General features: G+C 71.7%; 19 protein-coding genes and 1 pseudogene. 13 read left to right on the top strand and 7 right to left on the bottom strand.

Annotation, left to right across the window (positions count from 1 at the left end; all coding sequences use genetic code 11):
- Nucleotides 1-103 precede the first annotated feature (103 nt).
- A complete protein-coding gene (locus BDK92_RS39235) occupies nt 104-259 on the bottom strand; it encodes a hypothetical protein (protein WP_170208733.1) in 156 nt (51 codons plus the stop codon).
- A gap of 137 nt (nt 260-396) precedes the next feature.
- On the opposite strand from BDK92_RS39235, the gene BDK92_RS29510 reads away from it, so the two are divergent.
- Nucleotides 397-1683 carry an ABC transporter permease gene (locus tag BDK92_RS29510; RefSeq protein WP_121159657.1) on the top strand — a complete coding sequence of 429 codons (1287 nt, stop codon included), beginning with the start codon at nt 397-399 and terminating at the stop codon, nt 1681-1683.
- A 79-nt stretch (nt 1684-1762) separates the two neighbouring features.
- A complete protein-coding gene (locus tag BDK92_RS29515; protein WP_121159658.1) occupies nt 1763-2785 on the top strand; it encodes a hypothetical protein in 1023 nt (340 codons plus the stop codon).
- 40 nt (nt 2786-2825) lie between these two features.
- Here BDK92_RS29515 and BDK92_RS29520 read toward each other — a convergent pair whose 3' ends face one another.
- The 4 genes from BDK92_RS29520 to BDK92_RS40890 form a co-directional block, all read right to left on the bottom strand.
- Nucleotides 2826-4580, bottom strand: a complete 1755-nt coding sequence (locus BDK92_RS29520) for a serine/threonine-protein kinase (protein ID WP_121159660.1) — start codon at nt 4578-4580, stop codon at nt 2826-2828.
- Between the two features lie 76 nt (nt 4581-4656).
- Nucleotides 4657-5100 (bottom strand): nitroreductase family deazaflavin-dependent oxidoreductase, encoded by a 444-nt coding sequence (locus tag BDK92_RS29525; RefSeq protein ID WP_121159661.1) that lies wholly within the window; start codon nt 5098-5100, stop codon nt 4657-4659.
- 54 nt (nt 5101-5154) lie between these two features.
- Entirely contained in the window at nt 5155-5658 is a 504-nt protein-coding gene (locus BDK92_RS29530) for a hypothetical protein (RefSeq protein ID WP_121159662.1), read from the bottom strand.
- A gap of 104 nt (nt 5659-5762) precedes the next feature.
- Nucleotides 5763-5897 carry a hypothetical protein gene (locus BDK92_RS40890; protein ID WP_281278655.1) on the bottom strand — a complete coding sequence of 45 codons (135 nt, stop codon included), beginning with the start codon at nt 5895-5897 and terminating at the stop codon, nt 5763-5765.
- Between the two features lie 147 nt (nt 5898-6044).
- Here BDK92_RS40890 and BDK92_RS29535 point away from each other — a divergent pair, with 147 nt between their 5' ends.
- Both BDK92_RS29535 and BDK92_RS29540 read left to right on the top strand, forming a co-directional pair.
- On the top strand, nt 6045-7562 hold the full coding sequence (locus tag BDK92_RS29535; protein ID WP_121162704.1) for a glycoside hydrolase family 3 protein: 1518 nt from the start codon (nt 6045-6047) through the stop codon (nt 7560-7562).
- Nucleotides 7563-7703: 141 nt separating this feature from the next.
- Nucleotides 7704-8483, top strand: coding sequence for a DUF6042 family protein (locus BDK92_RS29540; protein WP_147457154.1), 780 nt, complete (start codon nt 7704-7706; stop codon nt 8481-8483).
- An 18-nt stretch (nt 8484-8501) separates the two neighbouring features.
- Here BDK92_RS29540 and BDK92_RS29545 read toward each other — a convergent pair whose 3' ends face one another.
- Complete coding sequence (locus tag BDK92_RS29545; protein ID WP_121159666.1) at nt 8502-9731, bottom strand: cysteine desulfurase-like protein; 1230 nt, start codon at nt 9729-9731, stop codon at nt 8502-8504.
- 101 nt (nt 9732-9832) lie between these two features.
- On the opposite strand from BDK92_RS29545, the gene BDK92_RS29550 reads away from it, so the two are divergent.
- The 7 genes and pseudogenes from BDK92_RS29550 (at nt 9833) to BDK92_RS29580 (ending at nt 14296) form a co-directional block, all read left to right on the top strand.
- Complete coding sequence (locus tag BDK92_RS29550; protein ID WP_121159667.1) at nt 9833-10159, top strand: hypothetical protein; 327 nt, start codon at nt 9833-9835, stop codon at nt 10157-10159.
- Between the two features lie 138 nt (nt 10160-10297).
- Nucleotides 10298-11131: a DUF1206 domain-containing protein gene (locus BDK92_RS29555; protein ID WP_121159669.1), complete on the top strand. Its 834-nt coding sequence runs from the start codon at nt 10298-10300 to the stop codon at nt 11129-11131.
- Nucleotides 11132-11299: 168 nt separating this feature from the next.
- A pseudogene (locus tag BDK92_RS29560) lies at nt 11300-12484 on the top strand (mechanosensitive ion channel family protein); the annotation flags it as partial.
- A gap of 222 nt (nt 12485-12706) precedes the next feature.
- Nucleotides 12707-13141: a phage holin family protein gene (locus BDK92_RS29565; protein ID WP_121159670.1), complete on the top strand. Its 435-nt coding sequence runs from the start codon at nt 12707-12709 to the stop codon at nt 13139-13141.
- The gene (locus tag BDK92_RS29570) at nt 13138-13488 is read left to right on the top strand and encodes a DUF3618 domain-containing protein (protein ID WP_121159672.1); all 351 of its coding nucleotides are present in this window, start codon (nt 13138-13140) and stop codon (nt 13486-13488) included. The genes BDK92_RS29565 and BDK92_RS29570 overlap by 4 nt, the downstream gene beginning before the upstream one ends.
- Nucleotides 13485-13757: a DUF4235 domain-containing protein gene (locus BDK92_RS29575; protein WP_121159673.1), complete on the top strand. Its 273-nt coding sequence runs from the start codon at nt 13485-13487 to the stop codon at nt 13755-13757. Before BDK92_RS29570 ends, BDK92_RS29575 begins: the two co-directional genes overlap by 4 nt.
- A 335-nt stretch (nt 13758-14092) precedes the next feature.
- Entirely contained in the window at nt 14093-14296 is a 204-nt protein-coding gene (locus tag BDK92_RS29580) for a cold-shock protein (protein WP_091424054.1), read from the top strand.
- A gap of 103 nt (nt 14297-14399) precedes the next feature.
- Here the strand turns inward: BDK92_RS29580 and BDK92_RS29585 are convergent, their stop codons facing one another.
- Nucleotides 14400-15383 (bottom strand): aldo/keto reductase, encoded by a 984-nt coding sequence (locus BDK92_RS29585; protein WP_121159674.1) that lies wholly within the window; start codon nt 15381-15383, stop codon nt 14400-14402.
- A gap of 85 nt (nt 15384-15468) precedes the next feature.
- Here BDK92_RS29585 and BDK92_RS29590 point away from each other — a divergent pair, with 85 nt between their 5' ends.
- Nucleotides 15469-16293 carry a trans-aconitate 2-methyltransferase gene (locus BDK92_RS29590; protein WP_121159676.1) on the top strand — a complete coding sequence of 275 codons (825 nt, stop codon included), beginning with the start codon at nt 15469-15471 and terminating at the stop codon, nt 16291-16293.
- On the top strand, nt 16290-17315 hold the full coding sequence (locus BDK92_RS29595; RefSeq protein WP_121159677.1) for an adenosine deaminase: 1026 nt from the start codon (nt 16290-16292) through the stop codon (nt 17313-17315). Before BDK92_RS29590 ends, BDK92_RS29595 begins: the two co-directional genes overlap by 4 nt.
- Nucleotides 17316-17385 lie beyond the last annotated feature (70 nt).

Genomic DNA, 17385 nt, shown 5'->3' on the forward strand with positions numbered 1-17385 from the left:
CGTTGCGGCGTGGGGGATAACGGTCTGTCGTGGTGTGAAGAGCCGCGCCCTGACCGCGTGTTTGTGGACAAGGTGCCGTGGCGTTGCCTGGTCGGGCGACCTGTCACGCCAGAGCGACCCACTCGTGCGCCACGTCGTTCGCCGTACCGGTGGCGGGGAAGCCGCCCGCCGACAGCCATGACCATCGTCCTTCCGCGACCTCCACCACGCCGCACTGTCCGAGCCAGCGCCGCGCGGCCTTCATACCTCCGTTCTCCATCGGACCAGTATCGACGGGTCGCCAGGCGGCTGACGGGAAAGGGTGTACGCCCGCAGCCAGTCCCGCGTCAGCCACTCCCGCCCGGGGCACGTGTTCAAAGAACCGTTTTGGTCGAGTTTGCGGCCTAACCTGACGTGATGGGATTCAGGGGCGCCGGCGGTGCGGTCGTAAGGACGCTCACGGTCGAACTGCGGCGGAGCGCGGCACCGGCCGCAGCCGTGGCCCTGTGCGTCGCCGGGGTGTGGCTGTTGGCCGCGCACCCGGACGAGTGGGGCGGGCGCTGGGCCGGCCTCGCTAACTACCTGCGGATATCGCTCCTGGTCCTCTGCCCGCTGATGGTGGCGGGTAGCGCCTGGCAGGCCGGCCGGGAGCGGCGATGCGGGATGGACGAAATGCTCGGCTCGGTGCCCCGGCCGACCTGGCAGCCGCTGCTGGTCGCCTGGACGGCGGTCTCGCTCGCCGGCACTGCCGGCCTGCTGGTTCCGTTCGCGGTGGCGGCGGTGCTGGTGGGACGGGTCGCCACGTACGGCGGCGGCGCCTGGTGGTGGACCCTGGTCGGGGGAGTCCTCGCGCTCTGGACGGCCAGCGCGCTCGGGGTGCTCCTCGGCCGGCGGGTCCGGTCACGGGTGATCGCGCCGATCGCCGGCCTCGCCACCTACGTGGGGCTCGCCATCCCCGGCTACCTGGAACAGAGCGGGCCGAACTGGTTGTCCCCGGCCTACAGCGGCTGGTCCGTGTACCGGCTGGTGCCCGAACCCACCCAGCTCTGGCAGGGAGTCTGGCTGCTGGCGTTGACCGCCACCCTGCTCGCCCTCGCGGCTGGGCTGCGCGCGGCGGCGTCGCTCGCCGGTCTGCTCGCGATCGTCGCGGCGGCGACGATCGTCACCGGCGCCGGTCCGCGCCTGCGGGACCTCCGCGAGGACCCGGAGGCGTTACGATCGGTCTGCACCACCGCCGGACCGTCGGTCTGTCTGGCCCGGATCAACGCGTTCCTGCTGGAGGACGTGGCGACGGCGATCCAGCCGCTGATGCGGCGGATCGAGGGGATCCCGGGTGCCCCGGTCCGGGTGGCGGACTACGCGTTGAAGCCCCCGGATCAGTCGTACGACCCGGCCGAAGGCACCCTCTGGCTGAGCCTCGACTTCCAGTCGAACGCCCTCGGCGGCCTGTCCGACGTGGAAGCGCTCCGCATCGAGGCCCGCCAGGTGGTCTATCCGAGTTGCAACGTGCGCGACGAGGAGGCGTACGAGACCCGTGAGCTCGCCCGCGCGTGGCTGTTCGAGGAACCACCGGAGTCCGACGTACCGATCGATCGGCTGCGGGCGCTGCCGGCCGACCGGCAGCGGGCCTGGTTCACCGCCTACCTCGCTGCTTCCCGGGATTGTGACGGGGCCCGCCTGGTCCGACTGCGGCACGGGTGGTGAGGCCGCCCGGCGACCCACACCGGGTCCGGCGACCGGCGTTCGGGCTGGTGCGGACGGAGCATGGTCGAGACAATGGGTCATGAGGTTCGTCGGGCCGGAGGAAACCGGCTGGGTGGAGGCGTTGCGCGAGGTCGCCGAGGGGCAACGGGCCGAACTTGATCTCGAACTGCCCGGTTGGCCGGTCTACGGGCTGGCCGACTCGGTGGAGTCGGGCTGGCTCGCCGGGTGGTCGCGGCAGGACGGCATGGTGGTGACGGTCCAGATCGGGTACGGGCTGCGGACCGACGAGTCCTGGCTGTTGGTGGAGACCCAGTCGCGTACGGACACGACGGTGCAGCCGCTCGACTGGGTGCTCGCGTCGGTCTTCGCCCAGTCCGGCGAGGACTACCCGGTGCCCGGGGTGCTGCCCCCGGCTCGTGACGGCCTGCCCGACGCGCCCCGCGCCGAGCCGGTCGACGTCACCGCGGACACCGTGACGGCGTCCGCGCTGGTCCAGCGGGTGCAGGGGTACGTCGCCTGGCGTCTCGTACGCGACGACGTGGTGGTCACGGTGGTCGGGCGGGGAGTGACGACCCTGCCGGGGCTGGTCCGCCTCACCGACCTGGGCTCGTACGCGGCCCGCCGGGGCGAGTGCCTTGCCGCACTGCACACCGGCCGCTGCTCGGAGCCGTCCCCGCTGACCGGCCCGGACGAGACACAGCCGCTCTGGGCCCACCACGGCCTGCTCACGATGACGATCGCCAGCCACACCGAACACGCGGCGAAGCTGGCGATGAACCGCCCGCATCCGCCGCTGGTCGCCGACTGGGGGGCGCGCTGGGAGGCGGCGATCCGCCGGCAGCGGCAGTTACGGGAGCAGGGCATGGCCGACGCCCGGCAGGCGGTGACGGCGATGGTGGCGCAGGTCGGCGACCTACAGGACGGTGCTGCCTGGTGGAAGCGGGACGAGCTGCGGCGACGCGCGCTCAACGAGATCGTCTGGGTGACCGCCACCGGGGAGTGGAACGTGCCGAGCGCCGAGGCGCAACGGGCCTGGGCGGACGATCGTCGTACCGGTCTGGACGCCTGGCAGCGCTGGGCGGACGGTCACCGCAGCGGCTGACCGCTGGGTTGATCCGCTGGTCCGTGCCGGCCCGCTCGGGTCACTCCTCCTCATCCTCCTCATCCTCCTCGTCCTCGTCGCCCTCATCCCTGTCGCCGTCGCCCTTCGGCCCCGGTTTCCGCGGGGGCGAGTCGACGGTGCGGTCCGGGCCGGCCCGGGGCGCCCCCTTCGCCGGTGGTGCCTCCGGCTGCTTCCCCTTGGCCGGGGGCGCCTTGGGTGGGGCCCCTTCGCCCGGGCGGCCGACCGGCTGCTTCGAGGTGACGCCCGAGGTCGCGGCGCCGGCAGCGGGTGGGCTGGTGCCGGCGATCCCCGATACCTGTGCCGCGCAGGCCGCGTCGCCGAGCCGGAACTGGACCGGAAGCGGGTTGGTGCCGGTGTACGTCCCGGTGAGCCGGACCGTGGCGGCGGAGCCTGGGGTGAGTTCGCCGGCATCGGCCGGGTGCAGCACCACGCCGCGATCCCGTTGCTGCCACTGTGCCGCCCCGGCCCCGGTAACGGTCTGCTCGGCGGGGAAGTCGAAGGTCAGCACCCAGTCACGTACCGGCTGGTCACCGGTGTTCCGTACGGTCACCTCGGCTTCGAAGGCGCGACCGGTGTCGGTGCGCAGCGCGTACCCGATCTGGCACGGGGCCGGTTGGGTCGCGGCCTCGGCGCGCAGCGGTACGTCCGCCCGGGGGCCCGGGGTCAGCGAGTTGGCCGCCCACGCCAGTCCTGACACGGCGAGCAGGCCGAGGCCGAGCGCGGCGGGGCCGATCCGACGACCGGTGGCCCGCTGGCCGGGTCGGCGGGCCGTGCTGGCCGGGCGGCTGCGCCAGGGTGGTCGGTGGCCGGTGACGGGTCGGCGCAGCGGCAGGGCGTCGGTGCCGGCGGCCCACGGCAGGATGGTGGTGCCGGCGTTGGCGAGTGCTATCGGCGAGCCGGCGCCGGCCGGCGCGGGGGAGACCGGCAGGACCGCCGAGGTCCCGGCGGCCTCGGCCAGGGTACGGGCCACCTCGGCGCTGTCCGGTCGTTCGCCGGGGGTCTTGGCGAGGCAGCGGGCGCAGAGGTCGACGACCTCGTCGGGGAGGCCGTCGACCGGTGGCAGGGGTGCCGGTTCCTGGTAGAGGTGCGCCCGGAGCACCCCGGTGGCGCTGCTCTCCGGCCACGGAAGGTGGCCGGTGAGCGTGCGGTAGAGCAGCAGACCGAGCGCGTAGACGTCGGCGGCGGGCGACACCTGGCCCCCGTCGAGCCGTTCGGGCGCGCAGTAGGCCGGCGTACCGAGCAGCCGGCCGTCGGGTCCGGTGTCGTTCTCGCCGCTCAGGGCGGAGATGCCGAAGTCGACCACCTTGACACCCGCGTCGGTCAACATGACGTTTCCCGGTGTCACGTCCCGGTGCACGATGCCCCGGGCGTGCGCGGCGGCGAGCGCGGCCGCGGCCTCGGCGATCGCGGCGACGGCCGGACGCCAGGGCAGCCGGTGCTCGCGGGCGAGGCGGGCCGCCAACGACTCGCCGTCGACGAGTTCCATCACCACGTACGGAACGGTGAGCCCGTCGGTGACCGACTCGCCGTAGTCGTAGACGCCGGTGATGTGCGGGTGGACGAGACGGGCCACCGCCTGTGCCTCGACCCGGATCTGACGTCGGAACGCACGATCGTCGGCGAGCCGGGAGGCGAGCACCTTCACCGCCACCTGCCGGCCCAGCACCTCGTCGTAACCGCGCCAGACCACCGACATGCCACCGGCACCGAGTCGCTCGACCAGCCGGTAACGGCCGCCGAGCAACTCCGTGCCGTGAACTCCTGCCCCACCCATGAGCGACTTCTGTGCCCCGGGGTGGGGGAATCCACACCTGTTCCGCCGAATTGACCAGAACGTGTGCGCGGGCTGGTCAGTCGACGGGTTCGAGGATGACGACCGGGATCTGCCGGCTCGTCTTGGTCTGGTACGTCGCGTACGGCGGAAAGATCTCGACCATCCGTTGCCAGAGTTCGGGCTTCTCCTCGGGCGTGGCGGTACGCGCCCGAGCGACAAGCGTCTTCCCGTCCACCTCGACCCGGACCTCCGGGTCGGCGGTGAGGTTCAGGTACCAGGCGGGATGTTTCGGCGCTCCGCCCTGTGACGCGACCAGCAGGTAGTTGTCGCCGTCCCGTCCGTAGATCAACGCGGTCCGGTGCAGCTTGCCCGACTTCCGGCCCCGGACAGTGATCAGTAACGTCGGGTAGCCCCGCCAGGTCCGGCCCCGCTCGCCGTTGCTCTCCACGTACTCGCGGATGTGGTCGGCGACCCAACCGGTGGGGCTGTCCTGGACTTCCTCGGTCCCTGGTGCGGTCATCTTGTCGTCTCCTCCGCCATCGGGTCAGTCATCATCGGGTCAGTCGTTATCGGGTCAGTCGTTGAGGACTTCGGCCAGCCGGTCCCGGAACCGCCGCTCGGCGTCGCTGACCGCCTCGCCGCCGATGCCGAGGATGCCGCCGCTGGGCGCCGCCGACACCACCTGGTCGGCGATCTCGACCAGCCAGTGCTCGTACGCGCCGACCTCGCCCTCGTGCATCCGGTCCGCGAGCAGGGCGGCGGCCGTCTTGGCCCGCTGCAGCACGTCGGCGATCATCGCCTGCGGGTCGTCCGGCTCGATCACCGGCAGTTCCTCGCCGGTCTCCGGGTCGCCGGTCCGGGCGATCGCCTCTCCGGCGACCGCGGCGACGAGCGGGCTGGCCGACTCCCGGCCGGCGGAGATCGCGTCCAGGCCGGCGGCGTTCTCGGTCCGGGTGCGCCGGGTGCCGTTCGACTCGGCGGCGCTCGCCGCGGTCAACACTGCCTGCGGCAGGCCGACGAGCAGACCCCATTCGTCGTCGGAAAACCCGAACTCGCTGAATACCGGCTGGTCTGTCACGACAAGCCCCTTTCGCGTACCGGACGGATACAGATCAGCTGACAGGTTAGAACAGGTCCGGCCATCCGGCCCGCAAAGCGCGTCCGCCCCGCCCGCCGCCCTGTTCAGCGGCCACCTCGGCCGAACATCGAGCGGATCGCCGCGATCAGCAGGAGTGTGCCCAGGACCGCGCCGAGCAGCCGTACGCCGGGCACGTCGTACCAGCTGGTGTCCTCGGCGGCGAGCGGAATCTGACCCATCCGCACATTGTCGTACGGCCGGCGGAAGGGCGCATCCCGCTAATAGAAAGGTTTATTGACTATTTCCGGGGCCGGTGTGACCATGGCAGCACGCGCCGCGACCGGACCGGCGCGTTCACTGTGGACAACACGGGGGTACGCAGCCTGATGAGCACTCCGACGGGCAGCCTGTCGATTCTGGCCTCGGCCGTACTCCAGCCGGGTTTCGAAGGCAGCGACGCCCCGCCGGACTGGGTACGCCGCTGGCTCGGCGAAGGGCTCGGCGGCGTCGCACTCTTCGCCCGCAACGTACGCGACACCGCGCAGGTCTCGGCGCTCACCGCCGCACTGCGCGCGGAGCGGCCGGACGTGCTGGTGGCGATCGACGAGGAGGCCGGCGACGTCACCCGCTTCGAGTCGCGTACCGGCAGCTCCCGCCCCGGCAACCTGGCCCTCGGCGCGATCGACGACCCCGAACTCACCGAGCGGGTGGCCCGGGACCTCGGCGCCGAACTGGCCGCCGCCGGAATCACCCTCAACTACGCGCCGGTCGCCGACGTCAACTCCAACCCGGACAACCCGGTGATCGGCGTACGCGCCTTCGGTGCCGACTCCGCCCTGGTGGCCCGCCAGACCGCCGCCTGGGTACGCGGACTCCAGGCCGCCGGAGTCGCCGCCTGCGCCAAGCACTTCCCGGGACACGGCGACACCAGCGTCGACTCGCACATCGACGTACCCCGGATCGACTCGACCCGGGACCAGCTCGAACTGGCCGAACTGCCGCCGTTCCGGGCCGCGATCGACGCCGGGGTCCAAGCGATCATGACCGGGCACCTGCTGGTGCCGGCGATCGACGACGAGTGGCCGGCGACCCTGAGCCGTCGGGTCCTCAACGGCCTGCTCCGGGAGGAACTCGGCTTCCAGGGTGTCGTGATCACCGACGGGATCGAGATGCGCGCGGTCGCCGACCGGTACGGGCTCGAAGCGGTGGCCGTACGGGCCCTGGCCAGCGGGGTCGACGCGATCTGTGTCGGCGGCGACCACGCCGACGAGGAGACCGCGCGCCGGCTCCGGGACGCCGTCGTGGCCGCGGTCGTCTCCGGTGAGCTGCCCGAGGAGCGGCTGGTCGAGGCCGCCAAGCGGGTGGGTCAGCTCGCGGCCTGGACCACCGCCGCCCGGGCCGAGCAGGACCCCTGGCCGGGCTCCGGACCGCAGGGGTCGCCGATCGGACTGGCCGCCGCCCGCCAGGCGATCCGGCTGACCGCCGAGCCGGACGCCGTCCCGCTGCCGTTGGACAGCGCCGCCCACGTGGTGGAGTTCGCCCCGCCGCGCAACATCGCCATCGGCGCGGAGACCCCGTGGGGACTGGCCGAACCGCTCGCCGCCCTGCTACCGGGCACCACCTCGATCCGGCTGACCGCCGATGACCTGCCGACGGGCGACCGGCTGCCGCCGTCGCTGCTCGCCCCGGCGGTGGGTCGGCCGCTCGTACTGGTGGTCCGTGACCTGCACCGGCACGACTGGATGGCCGGCACCGTGAGCCGGGTGCTGGCGGTACGTCCGGACGCCGTGGTGGTGGAACTCGGCGTACCGGAGCGGGTGACCGGGCGACTCCACCTGGCCACCTTCGGTGCGACCAGGGCCGGTGCCCGCGCCGCCGCGGAGCTGCTCGCCGGTCGTTCCTGAAGGGACGGACACCCATCACCGCTCCGCCGTCCGGGAGCGCAGGTGTGTCCACTCCGATCGGCGACCCTCCATAACGGAATGGGTCCAGTCTTCACGAAGGGTGCCCCCATCTTCACGTCGAGTCGCGGTATCCTCCGTCCGGTGACCCCCCGCTGGCAGCGGGCCGCGCTGATGCCGTCCTGGATCCGCTGGCTTCCCTGCTCCTTTGTCTACCTGACCGTCGTCCCCCAGTCGGTGCCGTTCCGCCGCTCAGCCTGGAACGACCTCGTGCCCTGGGACGACGCGCTCTGGTGCGATCCCGGCGACGTGGAGGACTGGGTGACCCGCTCCCGGCACCGCCACCCCCGTCGGGAAGCCGCCCACGCCGAGTTGCACGCCCGTGAGCACTACGACTGGATGGTCGAGGTACGCGGCGCCCGGATCGAACTCTTCGCCGAGATGTGCCGCCGTCGAGACCTGCCGGTGCCGCACACCGTCGGCGAACTACTGCCCTGCCTGACCGGGTTCGGCCTGTTCGAGTTGGACCACGACAGCGACGCCGACGACCCGTGGATCCGCCCACGGCTCGAACGGGATCCGCTGGACGTACTCCCGCTCTCCTTCGAGGAACGTGAACTCGAGGCGCGCGCGCAGCGCGACGACCGGGCGGTGCTACTCGCCATCGCGGTCCGTCAGCTCGCGCAGCGTACCCGGCGGCGCTGGCGGCGCCGGATAGTCAGCACCAGCGTCACCGGCCTGGCCGAACAGGCGGGACTGTCGGTGGAGCAGACCCGCCAGGCCCTCGGCGACCTCGGCGAGATCGCCGACCTCGGTCTGGACTGGCGCGACCGGGACGAGCGGGTACGCCTCACCGTGCGCTGGCCGGACTTCCGGCTGCGGTTCCCCTTCACCGAACTACCCGCCCCGGAACACGCGGTCTGACAGCTCCGTGGTCTCGGCTCAGCCGCGCGAGCCCAGCCGCTCCAGCTCGTGCAGCAGCCGGTCCACCTCGTCGACCGTGTTGTAGTGGTAGACGCTGGCCCGGACCGCGCCACCGGACTCGCGCAGCCCCATCGCCTGGAAGTATTCGTACGCGTAGTAGTCACCGGCGGAAACGCAGATGCCCAGCGTGCCGAGTGCCGCCGCCGTCTCGCCCGGCGTCTGGCCCGCGACCCGGAAGGAGACCGTCGGCCAGCGGTGCCGGGGCGAACCGTAGACGGTCACCGAGTCCAGCGTGGCCAGCCCGGTCAGTAGCCGGTCGAAGACCGACTCCTCGTACGTCCGCACCGCGTTCAGGCTGGTCCGCAACCGCGACCGGCGGTCGCCGGCATCGGCGTCCGGCAGGCCGGCCAGGCGACCCAGGTCCGCCAGGTGGTCGACCGCGGCCCGGACCCCGGCGAGCATCGCGAAGCTCGGCGTGCCCGCCTCGAACCGGTCCGGCACCCCGTCCGGCGACGGGATCAACTTCGCCGGACGCAGCGGCTCCCAGACCTCCGGTGCCGCGACGACCGAGGCCAGGTGCGGGCCGGACCACTTGTAGGCGCTGGTCACGAAGAAGTCGGCACCGAGTTCGGCCAGGTCGGTCGGGGCATGCGGGGCGGCGTGCACCCCGTCGACGTAGACGAGGGCGCCGGCCGCGTGCGCCAGCTTGGCGATCGCCGGTACGTCCGGGATCGTGCCGAGCGCGTTGCTGCCCCCGGTCACCGCGACCAGCCGGGTCCGCTCGGTGACCAGGTCCACGTACTGGTCGGTCGGAAGTTCACCGCTGGCCGGGTCGAACCGCGCCCAACGTACGGTCGCGCCGGCCGCCTCGGCCGACTGCACCCACGGGCGCACGTTCGCGTCGTGGTCGAGCTGGGAGAGGACCACCTCGTCGCCGGGCCGCCAGGTCCGCGCCACTGCCCGCGCCACGGTGTACGTCAACGCGGTCGCGCTCGGTCCGAAGACCACGCCCTCGGGCACCCCGCCGACCAGGTCGGCGATGGCAGCCCGCGCCTGGGCGACCAGTTGGTACGCCCGTTGCCCCGCTACGTTGGCGGTGCTCCGGTTCGCCACCGCGCTCCGCATCGTCTCCGCCACCGCGTCGGCGACCCCGGCCGCGACCTGGCTACCCCCGGCCGCGTCGAAGTGCAGGAAGCCCTCGGCGAGAGCGGGGTAGGCGGCCCGGACCCGGGCGATGTCGTACGGCATGTCCGGGACGATAACCGGTCCGGGACCAGCACGGGGAATGAGGTTGGTCGCATTGCTCTCGTACCCTTGGTGGGGTGAATATCCCCCGCAGGTATCCCAGAATGACGAATGTCCGACGCATCGCCGGTCTCGCCGCCGGTCTCGCACTCGGTGCCGCGCTGCTCGCCGGCTGTAGTTCCGATGGCGCCGACACCGACTGTGGGATCGACCAGTGCACGGTCACCTTCAAGCAGGGGGTCGAGGCCAACGCCTCGATCTTCGGCGTGAACGCCAGGCTGGTCAAGGCCGAGGGCGAACAGGTGACCATCGAGGTCGCCGGGGAACAGCTCACCCTCACCACGGGTCAGCAGGCCACCGAGGTCGGTGGGATGGCGGTGACCCTGCAGAGCGTCACCGACACCGAGGTCGTGGTACGGATCGGCCGCTGATCCGACCCGGTACGTCCGCTCAGGCGTGCGGTGGCGGTCGGGGTCACCCCGGCTGCCACCGGCCAGGGCCTGCGTGGACCGGGCCGCAACGGCCGGGCAGGGGTTTGGAAATCATGCCGGCCGGTCAATGACACGTCCATGTCGATGACCCGCGGTGTCGAAGCCACCGCCTCCCGAGCCGCGTCCCGAGCCGCGAACAGCCCCGCCCTGGCCGCCCTGGCCCGGGCCGGATTCGTCGGCTACGGAATCGTCCACCTTCTCTTCGCCTGGCTGGCGCTCCAGATCGCCTTCGGTACGGCCGCCGACGACGGTGACCAGTCCGGTGCCCTGCGTACCCTGGCCGAACAGCCTCTGGGCGGGTTCCTGGTGATCGCGATCGGGATCGGCCTGCTGGCGATGGCGGTCTGGCAGGCGTTCGAGGCCGCCATCGGGCACACCGGGGACCAGGGCCGCGAGCGGATCTTCGAACGGCTCGCCTCCGCCGGCCGTACTCTCGTCTACCTCTACTTCGCGTGGACCGCGTACCAGGTCTTCAGCCACGCCAACTCCTCCAGCGCGGACAAGCAACAGGCGCTCACCGAGGAGCTGATGGCCTCGTCGGGTGGCCGCTGGCTGGTCGGCGTGGCCGGGCTCGCGCTCGCCGCCCTCGGCGTCGGCCTGGTGGTCTACGGGGTGAAGAAGCGCTTCGAGAAGCACCTGATGACCGGCCAGATGAGCCCGAAGACCCGGATCCTGAGCCGCCGACTGGGTGTCGCCGGCTACAGCGCCAAGGGCGTCGCGTACGGCATCGCCGGCCTGCTGGTCCTGACTGCCGCCGTGACGTACGACCCGGACCGGGCCCGGGGGCTGGACGCCGCGCTGCACACGCTGCGCGAGCAGTCGTACGGCACCCTGTTGCTCTCCCTGGTCGCGCTCGGCATCGCCGCGTTCGGTGCGTTCTGTTTCGTGCAGGCCCGGTACCGCAACGTTTAAGCCGGATAGAACTGGCTATTTTGCGCAATCTCGCTATCTACCGCATGTGACCTTGGGACCCGTACCACCTGACCGGTGTTTCCCCGTGGGTCGGCGCCTGATCGCCGGCCCGCGCGGAGCACCGGTCACCTGTACGCGGGACCCCGGTCCGGCCCAGGGGAGAAAGTTGTGCCGGAATACGCCGAGACGATCGCCACCGGACTGGGCGCCGCGGCGATCGCCCTCCTCGTGGCCGAGGTGCTCTACCGCGCCATGCACTGGCTGGGCCGGCGGTCACTGCTCCTGATCGAACTGGCCGAGCACGGCCACCGGCCCTTCCAGGTCGCCGGAACCATCTTCGCCGTGCAGGTCGGGCTCCGCCACAGCACCGGTTACGCCGAGGACGCCGAATGGCGGCATGCGCTGCTGCACGTGCTGGTCCTCGGCACGATCGCCGGCGCCGCCTGGCTGGTGGGTGCGGTACTGCTCGCCGCCGAGGACACCGCGCTGGCCCGGTTCCGGACCGACGTACCGGACAACCGGCAGGCCCGGCGGATCAAGACCCAGGTGGTGATGCTGCGCCGGGTCACCATCGCGGTGATCGTCGTACTCGCCCTCGGTGCCACGCTGATGACCTTTCCCAGCGTGCGCGGCGTCGGCGCCAGCGTGCTCGCCTCGGCCGGTGTGATCGGTGTGGTCGCGGCACTGGCCGCACAGACCGTGCTCGGCAACGTCTTCGCCGGCATCCAGCTCGCCTTCAGCGACGCGGTACGCCTCGACGACGTGGTGGTGGTCGAGGGGGAGTGGGGACGGATCGAGGAGCTGACCCTCAGCTACGTGGTGGTCCAGATCTGGGACGACCGGCGGCTGATCCTGCCGACCTCCTACTTCACCAGCAAGCCGTTCCAGAACTGGACCCGGACCAAGGCGGCGGTGCTCGGCACGGCGGAGTTCGACGTGGACTGGTCGGTACCGGTCCAGTTGATGCGCGAGGAACTGCGCCGGCTGGTCGAGGGTACGGAGCTCTGGGACGGGCGGGTCTGCGTACTCCAGGTCACCGACGCGGTGGGCGGTCTGGTCCGGGTACGGGCGCTGGTCAGCGCCGCCGACGCGCCGAGCCTCTGGGACCTGCGCTGTCTGGTCCGCGAGCACCTGGTCGCCTGGATCCGGGACCAGCGTCCGATCGCCCTGCCCCGTACCCGGGCCGAGGTTGGCGGCGCCAGCGGCGGGTTCGACTGGTTGGACGTGTCGACGACCGGTCGGGGCAGGTCGGCCTCCGCGGCCGAGGCACCGGACGACGCCCGCGTCTTCGGTGGTAGCGACGACGGCGACGCGCGCAGCAGCACGTTTGTCGGCCCCGACGAACCGGTCGACCCCGGCCCTCCCGCCGGCCACCTCAACGGTGCCGACCTCGGCCCCCGCAACGGTGACGCCGGCCCGCCCAAGGGTTAGGAAGGGCCCCTTCCTCTACCGAATGCGATAACAAGGGGCCCTTCCTTCACCCCTGGTCGGCGGTGGGGGGAAAAGTTTGTGGGCGGAGGATTGACCAGGGCCAGGTCGGGGCATACAGGTCGGGCACGCGGATAGGAGGACACCATGGCCGACCTGCGCGACGGCAAGGTAACCCGACCGGTGGCCGAGCAGTCGGTCGCCGAGTTGGTGCAGCGCGCGACCGAGCAGGTGTCGAGGCTGGTCCGCGACGAGCTGACGCTGGCCCGCGCCGAACTCACCCAGAAGGGCAAGCACGCCGGCATCGGCGTGGGCCTCTTCGGCGGTGGCGGGGCACTGGCCTTTTACGGGCTCGGGGCCCTGGTCGTCACGGCGATCCTGGCGCTGGACGTGGTCCTGCCGGCCTGGGCGGCGGCCCTTGTCATCGCCGGAGCGCTCTTCCTCGGCGCCGGGCTGCTCGCCCTGATCGGCAAGCGACAGGTCACCCGGGCGGTGCCGCCGGTCCCCACAGCGGCGGTCAAAAGCATGCGCGCCGATGTCGACACGGTTGCCGCAGCGGTGAAGGACAGGGGACAGCCATGACGATGAGTAATGGCAGTGGCGATCACGAAGCGTTGCGAGAGGATATCCGGCAGACCCGGGCGGAGTTGGCCGAGACGGTCCAGGCGCTTGCCGCCAAGGCGGATGTGAAGGCCCGTATCAAGGGTTCCGCCAGCCAGGTGACCGGCCGCCTGCGGGGGCAGGCCGCGCACGTCACGGGCGCGGTGCGGGCGCAGGCCGGGGAGCGGGTCGGCGAGGCCCGCTCGTCGGTGTCGGAGGTGAACCAGGCGGTCCGGCGTAGGCCGGTGCCGTGGGCTGCCGGCGTGCTCGCCGCGGCTGCGGTGGCGGCCGCGATCGTGGTCCTGGTGCTGCGGCAGAGGCAACGATGAGCAGGGGAATCGGCCGCGCCGCGTACCGTCCGGTCGGCATCCTGCTCGGCATGGGCGCGGGTGTGCTGGCCGGGGCGCTGTTCCGGCAGGTCTGGAAGGTGACGGCGGGCGACGGCGAGGCGCCGGACGCGACCGACGAGGAGCGCGGCTGGGTCGAGATCCTGGCCGCCGCGGCGTTGCAGGGGGCGATCTTCGCGGTGGTCCGCGCCGCCGTCGACCGGGGCGGTGCGATCGGCGTACGGCGGCTCACCGGATCCTGGCCGCAGTGACCGATACACCCCTTGCGACTGTCCGTTAGGTACAGCGCGGATCGCTCTCGGTATTGGCCCCCGATATGCCCGCCACCACTGGTAACCGTGGTGGTCGGACGCTGCCTGCCATCGATGGTTCGCCGAAGAAGTAGCGGCCGTTCAGGTCACATGTCGGAGAATTTCGTCGGGTAGGCTGTGCGAAGTTTTTGCGTACGTGGTTTGCTGTTCCCCGCTGTTAGAGACAGCGGGGTGTGAGAAGTCTCCCTTCGTGGGGGCCGCCTCAGGCGCCGCTGCTCGAAAACGGCCAACCGGCCGCACGGCGTGCTCGGCCGCCAGTTTAGAAGGAGATACACATGGCGCAGGGAACCGTGAAGTGGTTCAACGCAGACAAGGGCTTCGGCTTCATCACCGTCGACGGCGGGGGTGCTGACGTGTTCGTCCACTTCTCGGCGATCCAGTCCAGCGGCTACCGCACGCTGGAGGAGAACCAGCGGGTGGAGTTCGAGATCGCTCAGGGCCAGAAGGGCCCGCAGGCTGAGCAGGTCCGCCCCATCTGAATCAGTGACGGCCGGCCGCCGCCGGCCCAGTAATTGATCCATCACCGGATCGACGTCGAGCCCCGCGGCCAGCGATGGTCGCGGGGCTCGATGCGTCAGTGGGTCACCAACGGTCGTGCACCTGGGGCCGGATCAGATCGTCGTAGACCGCGTTCACACCGGCCAGCGTCTCCGCCGGCAGCGGTGCCAGATCGTTCGCCGCGACGTTGCCGAGAGCCTGCGCGGGGTTACGGGCGCCGGGGATGACCACGGTGACGCCCTGCTGGTCGATCACCCAGCGGAGTGCGAACTGGGCCATCGTCGCGCCCACGGGGACCAGCGGCAGCAGACGCCGTACGGCCTCCAGGCCGACGCTGAAGTCCACTCCGGAGAAGGTCTCTCCGACGTCGAACGCCTGCCCCTGCCGGTTGTAGTTGCGGTGGTCGTCGGCACCGAACGTGGTCCGTTCGTCGTACTTGCCGGAGAGCAGGCCACTGGCGAGCGGGACCCGGGCGATGATGCCGACCCCGGCGGCCTCGGCCGCCGGCAGCACCTGCTCCAGGGGCTTGAGCCGGAACGCGTTGAGGATGATCTGGACGCTCGCCACCCCGGGGCGGGCGATCGCGGCGAGGGCCTCGTCGCAGGTCTCCACACTGACCCCGTACGCGCTGATCCGCTTCTCCTCGACCAGGGTGTCGAGGTCGTCGTAGACGGCGTCGGTGGAGAAGACCACGGTGGGCGGGCAGTGCAGCTGGACCAGGTCCAGCCGGTCCACCCCGAGGTTGGTCCGGGACCGGTCGGTCCAGGCCCGGAAGTTGTCCAGGGTGTACGCCTCGGGGGTCTGCGGCACCCGACGGCCCATCTTGGTCGCCACGGTCAGCCCGGCGTTGGGGCGCTCCCGGAGGAAGCGGCCGATCAGCTGTTCGCTGCGTCCGTCGCCGTACACGTCGGCGGTGTCGAGGAAGGTGACCCCGCCGTCCACCGCCGTGGCGAGGATTTCGAGGGCATCGTCCTCGCTGACGTTGCCCCAGTCGGCACCGAGTTGCCAGGCACCGAGCCCGACCACACCGACCTCACGCCCCAATCGGGGGAAGCTTCGCTTTTTCACAGCAGGAGCCTAGTCCTCCCGGTTGGGGGAGCGGGCCGTGGTGCCCCTATGCTAAACAAAACGTACGTACGGTTTGGAGATTGCCATGTGGGATCCGAGCAGATACCTGCGCTACCGGGACGAACGCGCCCGCCCCTTCCACGACCTGCTCGCCCGGCTCCCCGCCAGCGCACCGAGGACCGTGGTCGATCTCGGCTGCGGACCGGGCAACCTCACCACGACCCTGGCACAGCGCTGGCCACAGGCTCGGGTCACCGGACTCGACTCGTCACCCGAGATGATCGACAAGGCGCTCGAACTGGGGTCCGGCATCGAGTTCGCCGTCGGCGACGTACGCGACTGGGTCCCGGACCCGACCGTCGACGTGGTCGTCTCCAACGCCGTACTCCAGTGGGTGCCCGGACACGAGGAGTTGCTGGTCCGCTGGGCCGCCCAGTTGCCCGCCGGGGCGTGGCTCGCGGTCCAGGTGCCGGGAAACTTCGACGCCGCCTCACATCGTGCCCTGCGCGCCGTCGCCGAGGACCCCCGGTGGCGGGAGCGGCTGGTGCCGCTGCTCCGGTCGGCGCCCGTCTCCGACCCGATCGGTTACGCCGCCCTGCTGACCGGGGCAGGCTGCGCGGTGGACGCCTGGGAAACTACCTACGTGCACCTGCTCCCGGCCGACCAGGCCGCCGACCATCCAGCGCTGACCTGGATGGAGGGGACCGCCCTGCGCCCGGTCCGGGCGAGCCTGGGCGGTGACACCCCGGCCTGGGCCGACTTCCGGGCCACGCTCGGCGCCCAGCTCGCCGAGGCGTACCCGGTTCGGGACGGTCTGGTGTACTTCCCGTTCCGCCGCCACTTCTTCGTCGCCCAGACCGGTGCGCGTGCCGTGGCGGATCAGCGACCCGCAGTTAGGGAGAACCCGTGACCGATCTGTCGGCCTTCATCGCCGGACTGCCCAAGGTGGAACTGCACGTGCACCACGTCGGTTCCGCCTCCCCCCGGATCGTGGCCGAACTGGCCGCCCGGCACGAGGGGCGTACCCCGGTGCCAGCCGACCCGGCCGCCCTCGCGGACTACTTCGCCTTCCGCGACTTCGCCCACTTCGTCGAGATCTACCTGAGCGTCGTCGACCTGATCCGGGACCCCGACGACGTCCGGATCCTCACCTACGAGGTGGCCCGCGAACTCGCCCGGCAGGAGGTCCGGTACGCCGAACTGACCATCACCCCGTACTCGCACGTGCGGCGGGGAATCCCGGCGCGGGCGTTCTGCGAGGCGATCGAGGACGCCCGCAAGGCGGCGGCGGTCGAACTCGGCATCGAGTTGCGCTGGTGCTTCGACATCCCCGGCGAGGCGGGGCTCCCGGCCGCCGAGCAGACGCTGCGCATCGCGTTGGACGAGCGCCCTGACGGCCTGGTCAGCTTCGGTCTCGGCGGACCGGAGATCGGCGTGCCCCGGCCCCAGTTCAAGCCCTACTTCGACCAGGCCCGCGCGGCCGGACTGCGGTCCGTACCGCACGCGGGGGAGACCACCGGTCCGGAGACCATCTGGGACGCGCTGCGCGAACTCGGCGCGGAACGGATCGGGCACGGAATCTCCGCCGCGCAGGACCCCCGGCTGCTGGAACACCTGGCCGAACGGCGGATCCCGCTGGAGGTCTGCCCGACCTCGAACCTGCGCACCCGTGCCGTCCGGAGCATCGACGAACACCCGCTGCCGACCCTGGTCGACGCCGGGGTGCTGGTCACCATCAACTCGGACGACCCGCCGATGTTCGGCACCACGCTCGAACAGGAGTACGCGGTCGCGGCCAACCTGCTCGGCCTCGGCCCGGACGGGGTGGCCGCACTCGCCGTCGACGCGGTCACCGCCTCGTTCCTGCCGGCACCCGAGCAGGCGCGGATCATCGCCGAGATCAACGGTTACCTGGCCTCTGCGGTCGGCTGAACCACGACCCCCGGTCGGCCGCCCAGCGGGGTCGACCGGGGTCGGCCGGACGCGCCGCCGAGCGCCGTCG

Source organism: Micromonospora pisi, from assembly GCF_003633685.1.
In the GTDB taxonomy this organism is placed as follows: Bacteria; Actinomycetota; Actinomycetes; order Mycobacteriales; family Micromonosporaceae; genus Micromonospora_G; species Micromonospora_G pisi.

Excerpts from the sequence above, each read along its gene's own strand:
- BDK92_RS39235 (WP_170208733.1), bottom strand. The coding sequence starts at position 259 with ATGGAGAACGGAGGTATGAAGGCCGCGCGGCGCTGGCTCGGACAGTGC.
- BDK92_RS29510 (WP_121159657.1), top strand. The coding sequence starts at position 397 with ATGGGATTCAGGGGCGCCGGCGGTGCGGTCGTAAGGACGCTCACGGTC.
- BDK92_RS29515 (WP_121159658.1), top strand. The coding sequence starts at position 1,763 with ATGAGGTTCGTCGGGCCGGAGGAAACCGGCTGGGTGGAGGCGTTGCGC.
- BDK92_RS29520 (WP_121159660.1), bottom strand. The coding sequence starts at position 4,580 with ATGGGTGGGGCAGGAGTTCACGGCACGGAGTTGCTCGGCGGCCGTTAC.
- BDK92_RS29525 (WP_121159661.1), bottom strand. The coding sequence starts at position 5,100 with ATGACCGCACCAGGGACCGAGGAAGTCCAGGACAGCCCCACCGGTTGG.
- BDK92_RS40890 (WP_281278655.1), bottom strand. The coding sequence starts at position 5,897 with ATGGGTCAGATTCCGCTCGCCGCCGAGGACACCAGCTGGTACGACGTG.
- BDK92_RS29535 (WP_121162704.1), top strand. The coding sequence starts at position 6,045 with ATGAGCACTCCGACGGGCAGCCTGTCGATTCTGGCCTCGGCCGTACTC.
- BDK92_RS29545 (WP_121159666.1), bottom strand. The coding sequence starts at position 9,731 with ATGCCGTACGACATCGCCCGGGTCCGGGCCGCCTACCCCGCTCTCGCC.
- BDK92_RS29550 (WP_121159667.1), top strand. The coding sequence starts at position 9,833 with ATGACGAATGTCCGACGCATCGCCGGTCTCGCCGCCGGTCTCGCACTC.
- BDK92_RS29555 (WP_121159669.1), top strand. The coding sequence starts at position 10,298 with ATGTCGATGACCCGCGGTGTCGAAGCCACCGCCTCCCGAGCCGCGTCC.
- BDK92_RS29565 (WP_121159670.1), top strand. The coding sequence starts at position 12,707 with ATGGCCGACCTGCGCGACGGCAAGGTAACCCGACCGGTGGCCGAGCAG.
- BDK92_RS29570 (WP_121159672.1), top strand. The coding sequence starts at position 13,138 with ATGACGATGAGTAATGGCAGTGGCGATCACGAAGCGTTGCGAGAGGAT.
- BDK92_RS29575 (WP_121159673.1), top strand. The coding sequence starts at position 13,485 with ATGAGCAGGGGAATCGGCCGCGCCGCGTACCGTCCGGTCGGCATCCTG.
- BDK92_RS29580 (WP_091424054.1), top strand. The coding sequence starts at position 14,093 with ATGGCGCAGGGAACCGTGAAGTGGTTCAACGCAGACAAGGGCTTCGGC.
- BDK92_RS29590 (WP_121159676.1), top strand. The coding sequence starts at position 15,469 with ATGTGGGATCCGAGCAGATACCTGCGCTACCGGGACGAACGCGCCCGC.